The sequence below is a fragment of the Methylobacterium sp. GC_Met_2 genome (genome assembly GCF_026540795.1).
In the GTDB taxonomy this organism is placed as follows: domain Bacteria; phylum Pseudomonadota; class Alphaproteobacteria; order Rhizobiales; family Beijerinckiaceae; genus Methylobacterium.
This window is the reverse complement of the sequence record NZ_JALNUM010000082.1, coordinates 23,105-29,104: the sequence shown is the minus strand read 5'-3', so window position 1 is coordinate 29,104 and position 6,000 is coordinate 23,105. Positions and strand designations below refer to the sequence as shown.

Sequence of the window (6,000 nt, the reverse complement as noted above, 5' to 3'; positions counted from 1 at the left end):
GTCGCCAGCGCCCGGCTGCCGATGATATCGAGCGGGTAATGCACGCCGAGCGCGACGCGGCTGTTGGCGTAGTCGGCCGCGCGGGCGAGCATGCTTTGGTACTGCTGCGGCACCAGCATCGCCAGCAGGATGCCGTCCGTGAACGCGTAAGTGGTGTGGCCGCTCGGGAAGGACGGGTTGGTGGCGATGCCGCTGAGCGCCGTCGGATCGTAGATATTGAAGCGGTCGGGTGCCGCCTGGACCGGCCGGGAGGAGCCGTAGACGTCCTGGCCCGGTTGCGTGTTGGTAACGCCGTAGGCGAGATCGTAGACGCTGTTGGTGGTGTTGGGCAGGCCGTTATAGCTCGGCAGGCTGTAGCCGACCGGCGCCACGGCCGGATTCGCGACGTAATTGTTCGGCGTGACGCTCGGGTTATTGGCCGCACCGTTGGCGAAGTAGTTCTTGGCGACGCCGAGATTGTTGCCGCTGAACGTGTAGGCGCCGACAAGGAGGTTGACCACGCTGCCGAGCGGGCCGGTGCCCCCCTGTGCGACGCCGCGCTGGTAGATCGGGCCGAGCTGGGCGCCGAGGCCACCCACGAGCTGCTGCGGGACGATCCCGTTGATCGGGGTCTGGGCCGGCAGGCCGCCCCCGAGGTTGGCGGCCACGCCGTAGGTGCCGAGCCCCGACGAAGACAGGTTGTTGCTGGCCGAGCCGAGGAGGTTCTTGTCGCTGATTGCGAGCTGCTGCTGCGCGAGGCCGGCGCCGGTGTTGGTCGCGGCTGACTGCGCGAGGTTGCGTTGCAGGGTCTGCTGGCCGGTGGCCGTCGCGTTGAGCGTCAGATACGGCGCCAGTAGATTGAGCACGTTCACATCGGACGGCGTCGTGTTGGCGGTCTGTGCCTGCGCGCCGGAACCGAAGGCCGCGACCGTCAAGGCCGCAATCGAAACCCCGTATCGCAATCTCATATCCGGCCCCCAAAGCCCGCGGCCATTCGGCTGCGGCCGGAGATTTAGCGTAAACGCCAAGCCCGGTTACGTCATAATCCAGTCACAATAAGCAAACTTACGCTATGTCGCATCCGAGCAACACGATATTAACTTAGCCAACACATGACGCCGTGCTGCGATGTCTTGACCTTGCTTTCCAGCAAGCTCTTACTGTGCCCATTGAGTCTGTCGGCTCAATCGTCCGGGCGCAGATCGCAGCTCTGAACCTTGCTATTGGTGCAAGCTAGCGTCCAACTGAAATCTACGCTGCGTAAGATCAATGACGACAAAATGAAGTCGTTTGCCGCGCGAATGCTGTTCCCGACGGCCCTCGCTGCGACCCTGCGTCACCGAAGCGTCACGGGCGCCTCTTAAGGCCGCTTTTACCAACCCATTTGATTCCGCGTGAGGGTTCATGTCCGATACCGCCGTGATGTCGTCACCGGGGGCCGCAGGAAGCCGACCGGCTGGCGTACCCCGCCTCGATCATGGGATGCACCCCGGCGGTGTGATCGCCTTCCTCCTCGTCCTGGTGGCGGGGCTCGGCTACGCAGTCGTGAGCCTGATCACCGACATGAACGCCGTGGGCGAAGCGCCCCTGGCCTACGGCGCCTTCGCGCTGCTGGGTCTCGCCCTGCTGATCGCCCTCGCCTTCGAGTTCGTGAACGGGTTCCACGACACCGCCAACGCCGTCGCCACGGTGATCTACACCCACTCGCTGCCGCCGCTCGTGGCAGTGATCTGGTCGGGGTTCTTCAACTTCCTCGGCGTGATGCTCTCCTCCGGGGCGGTGGCCTACGCCATCGTCACCCTGCTGCCGGTGGAACTGATCCTCCATGTCGGCTCGGGGGCGGGCTACGCGATGATCTTCGCGCTGCTGCTGGCGGCGATCATCTGGAATCTCGGCACCTGGGCCTTCGGGCTGCCGAACTCCTCGTCCCACGCGCTGATCGGTTCGGTGCTCGGCGTCGGCCTCGCCAACCAGTTGATGAGCGGCGCGGACGGTACCTCCGGCGTCGACTGGGGTCAGGCCTTCAACGTGTTCAAGGCGCTGCTGTTCTCGCCGATCTGCGGCTTCGTGCTGGCGGCGCTGCTGCTGCTCGCCCTGAAATTCACCGTGCGCCGCAAGGACCTCTACGAGGCGCCGGAGGGCGACGCGCCGCCCCCTCTGTGGATTCGGAGCCTGCTGATCCTGACCTGCACGCTGGTCTCGTTCTTCCACGGGGGCAATGACGGCCAGAAGGGCATGGGCCTGATCATGTTGATCCTGATCGGCGCCGCCCCCACGGCCTACGCGCTGAACCGCACCATGGCGGACGACACGACGCCGGCCTTCATGCAGGCCTCGACGTCGGCCAGCCAGGTCTTCTCCGCCCGCGCCCCTGGAGCCCCGGTGCCGGAGGCGGCAGAAGCGCGCCGGACGGTGACGGAGGCGCTGAAGACTAAGGACCTGAACCGCGCGCCCGTCTTCGCGGCCCTTGCGGCGCTTTCCAACGACATCGCCGCCAACGTGAAGAACTATGGCGCGATCCGCACGGTGCCGGCCGCCCAGACGCAGAACATGCGCAGCGACATGTACCTCGCCGCCGACGCGGTGCGGCTCCTGCCGAAGGCGGGCGCCGACCTCTCGGACGCCGAGACCGGAACTCTGAAGCGCTACGCGGGGCTGCTCAACGACGGCACGCGCTACATCCCGGGCTGGGTGAAGATCTGCGTGGCCCTGGCGCTCGGCCTCGGCACCATGGTCGGCTGGAAGCGCATCGTGGTGACGGTGGGCGAGAAGATCGGCAAGACGCACCTGACCTACGCGCAGGGTGCCTCCGCCGAGATCGTGGCCGCCGGCACGATCGGGCTCGCCGAACTCTATGGCCTGCCGGTCTCGACCACCCATATCCTGTCGTCGGGCGTCGCCGGAACGATGGCGGCCAACGGCTCGGGGCTCCAGATGTCGACGGTGCGCAACATGGCGCTGGCCTGGGTCATGACCCTGCCCGCCGCCATCACCCTCGCGGCCGGATTGTTCTTCATCCTGCGCCACGTGTTCTGACGCGCGGGCATCATCCCGGCCGGTGATCGCCGGCCTCGGGATGATGCTCACCGCGGGCCGGTTCGATCCGGGATTCGGGCTTCCCAAGGGCTTCAGCCCTTTGGCGGGTGCTCAGGGCGGAGCCCTGAGATGGTTGCCCGTGCAGAGCCCTCCGCGCGACGCGGAACATCGTCATAGCGCAGCCGGCCAGGTTCGCTGGGCCTGCCCCGCACGCCCCCCCCGGGCACGGAGCGGGCAGCGTATCGCCCGGCCGGCTGCGGCGCCCCCCAGCGCCTCAGGAACTCGCCATTGCCCGGACGAAGGCCAGACAGGTCCGGCGCGCGGCCGGATTATCGATCGCCGCGAAGATCGTGACGAGATCCGCCGCCTGCAGGATCGCCTCGTCCTGTCCTTCCGTCTCTGGGGAGAAGACCGTGACCGGAACACCCAACACGTCCGCAAGGCGGGCGAGGTCGTTCCGGGTCCGGGCCGTTCCCGGCATGGGCATCGGCGCGTGCAACGGCGCCGGCCCCGGCGGATAGCCGGGCGTCATCGCTCAGGCCGCCTTGTGGCCGAGCTGGATCGCTCGGGCGATCTCGGACCGCCGGGCGGCGTAGCCCGGAGCGACCATCGGATAATCGGCCGGCAGACCGTACTGGAGCCGGTAGCGCTCCGGCGTCAGCCCGTGCGCGGTGAGGTGGCGCTTCAGGGTCTTGTAGGACCGGCCGTCGATGAAGCTGATCAGGCCGTCATGCTGGATCGATGCCTCGACCTTCTCGGCACTCGCCCCATTCCACCGCCCGCCGCCCTGCCCGGACCGGTCGCGCAGATCCGAAATGGCCGTGTGCACCTGATCGATCAGGTTCGGCAGCTCCGCGGCCTCGACCGCGTTGCGGGACACATAAGCCGCCACGATGGCGCCGACCTTCTCCAGCATGAACACAGGATGGGTTTCTTTCAGGTTATCCATTGCGAGCTTCGCCATCTGTTAGACCTTCGCGGGATCGCCGATCGGGTTGAAATTCATCCATTTTGACATGGCGATAGATCGACGCCGAAAGCCGCTCGGGTGAGTGAGGTTGATCCGACCTCAAGTTCGTTTCCTGAGGATGCAGAAGATATACAATATGTACGGATTGGCGCTTGTCCGGCGGCGCGAGGATTTTTGCCCAGCCGCGCAAAGCAACAACATCAAGGTTAAAAATATTAATCCATCTGCTGTTTTCGGGCGTTGATGATCACCCGGGAAACAGTTTTCCGGCCTGACGTGACATCGCGCGCCACCATCCGCCGCAGATCGAAGCAGAGCGCCTCGATGATAGCTTGCTCGATGGCCGGATCGATATCACGAAAAGTATCTCTTTATTTATAGATCGCCTCAGACATGGCGATTTTGGCAGTACATCGACGCCGGAATGATTACAGAACGTAGGTCGTAGCGACATGCGCATTGACCCGTTCGAGCGTTTCGGAACCGTGAGCGCCTCGACATGACTGTTCGATGCCTTGCCGGTCCGCGCTGCGCCCATTGCCTCGCGGCGTGCGGGTTCGCCAGCGCGGTACGGCTCGCCCGCCGCTCTCAGGCGCGCGATGGGGACGACACCTGGGGAATACAGACCGGCCGCCCTGTTGGGCGTCCCGTGACCGTCCGGTCCGGGACGCCGCGTCTTGGGCCGCTCAAGCCGAGCGGTCGCTCCGGCGCAGACTCGCCGGCAGGGCGAAGAGCGCGAGGACGGCGGCCACGAGGCAGAGCGCCCCGATACCGTAGAGGGCGGGCGTCGTCGAGCCGGTGAGATCCTTCACCCAGCCGACCATCACGGGGCTGACGATGCCGCCGAACTGACCGAGCGTGTTGATCAGCGCGATGCCGCCCGCCGCGCCGACGCCGGTGACGAGCTTGGCCGGCAGGGTCCAGAAGGTCGGGATCGAGGCCACGATGCCGGCCCCCAGCAGCGCCAGGGCGAACATCAGCGGCACGATGTGCTTGTCGAACATCCCGGCGCCGAAGAAGCCGAGCGCCGCCGCGATCGCCAGCCCGGCGACGAATTTCGGCCGCTCGCCAGAGGCGTCGGACAGGCGCCCGATCACCACCATGCTGATCGCCCCGCAGATGTAGGGGATCGCCGTCAGGAAGCCCACCGAGGCGGCCTGCCCACCGCTCGCGGTCTTGATCAGGTCCGGCCCCCAGAAGTTCAGGCCGTAGGAGCCGATCTGGAGCAGGAAGTAGATCAGCCCGATCATCAGGAAGCCCGGCTGCTTGATCGCGCCCAGGAGCGAGTGGTCGCCGATGTCGCGGTTGTGGTGGGCGATGCGGCTCGACAGCAGTGCCTTCTCGGGCTCGGACAGCCACTTCGCGTCGGCGATCCGGTCGTCGAGGCGCATCAGCACGAGCACGCCGAGGATCAGGCAGGGCAGGCCGCCGGCCAGGAACAGCCATTGCCAGCCGGCCAAGCCCCCGACGCCGTTGAGCCCGCCGAGGATCAGCCCCGCCACCGGCGCGCCGAAGATTCCCGAAAAGGCCGAGGCCACGAACATGAACGAGGTGATGCGCCCGCGATGCGAGGCCGGGAACCAGATGGTCAGGTAGTAGAGGATGCCCGGTGCGAAGCCCGCTTCCATGGCGCCGATCAGGAAGCGCAGGGCATAGAAGTGCCACTCGGTGTGGATGAAGATCATCAGCGCGGTGGCGATGCCCCAGGAAATCATGATCCGGGCGATCCAGCGCCGTGCGCCCACCCGGTAGAGGAACAGGTTCGAGGGCACCTCGAAGATCACGTAGCCGACCACGAACATGCTCGCGCCGAGCCCGTAGGCGACATTGCTGAAGCCGAGATCGCTCTGCAGCTGGAACTTGGCGAAGCTGATGTTGATGCGGTCGAAGAACGCGAACATGTAGCAGATCATGATCAGCGGCATGAGCCGCCACGCGACCTTGTGGACGATGGCGTTCTCGGTCACCGCGCCGGCCTCGGCGGCCGACGACCCGGACAGGGCTGCGGTCATGGT

5 protein-coding genes are annotated in these 6,000 nt (G+C 66.2%); 1 reads left to right on the top strand and 4 read right to left on the bottom strand.

Going from position 1 to position 6,000, the window contains the following annotated elements; genetic code table 11:
• The coding region (locus OXS49_RS23140) for a phosphatase PAP2 family protein (RefSeq protein WP_267426967.1) at positions 1 to 914 on the bottom strand (914 nt) is incomplete at its 3' end.
• 469 nt (positions 915 to 1,383) lie between these two features.
• On the opposite strand from OXS49_RS23140, the gene OXS49_RS23135 reads away from it, so the two are divergent.
• The gene (locus OXS49_RS23135; protein ID WP_267426966.1) at positions 1,384 to 3,015 is read left to right on the top strand and encodes an inorganic phosphate transporter; all 1,632 of its coding nucleotides are present in this window, start codon (positions 1,384 to 1,386) and stop codon (positions 3,013 to 3,015) included.
• A gap of 274 nt (positions 3,016 to 3,289) precedes the next feature.
• Here OXS49_RS23135 and OXS49_RS23130 read toward each other — a convergent pair whose 3' ends face one another.
• The 3 genes from OXS49_RS23130 to OXS49_RS23120 all read right to left on the bottom strand — a co-directional run bounded on the left by OXS49_RS23130 (position 3,290) and on the right by OXS49_RS23120 (position 5,997).
• The gene (locus OXS49_RS23130) at positions 3,290 to 3,496 is read right to left on the bottom strand and encodes a hypothetical protein (RefSeq protein ID WP_244004598.1); all 207 of its coding nucleotides are present in this window, start codon (positions 3,494 to 3,496) and stop codon (positions 3,290 to 3,292) included.
• A gap of 54 nt (positions 3,497 to 3,550) precedes the next feature.
• Positions 3,551 to 3,964, bottom strand: coding sequence for a MucR family transcriptional regulator (locus OXS49_RS23125; protein WP_267426970.1), 414 nt, complete (start codon positions 3,962 to 3,964; stop codon positions 3,551 to 3,553).
• 707 nt (positions 3,965 to 4,671) lie between these two features.
• Positions 4,672 to 5,997: an MFS transporter gene (locus tag OXS49_RS23120; RefSeq protein ID WP_267426965.1), complete on the bottom strand. Its 1,326-nt coding sequence runs from the start codon at positions 5,995 to 5,997 to the stop codon at positions 4,672 to 4,674.
• Positions 5,998 to 6,000 lie beyond the last annotated feature (3 nt).

What these genes read in the sequence shown, in the direction of transcription:
- OXS49_RS23135 (WP_267426966.1), top strand. Translation starts at nt 1,384, where the DNA reads ATGTCCGATACCGCCGTGATGTCGTCACCGGGGGCCGCAGGAAGCCGA.
- OXS49_RS23130 (WP_244004598.1), bottom strand. Translation starts at nt 3,496, where the DNA reads ATGCCGGGAACGGCCCGGACCCGGAACGACCTCGCCCGCCTTGCGGAC.
- OXS49_RS23125 (WP_267426970.1), bottom strand. Translation starts at nt 3,964, where the DNA reads ATGGATAACCTGAAAGAAACCCATCCTGTGTTCATGCTGGAGAAGGTC.
- OXS49_RS23120 (WP_267426965.1), bottom strand. Translation starts at nt 5,997, where the DNA reads ATGACCGCAGCCCTGTCCGGGTCGTCGGCCGCCGAGGCCGGCGCGGTG.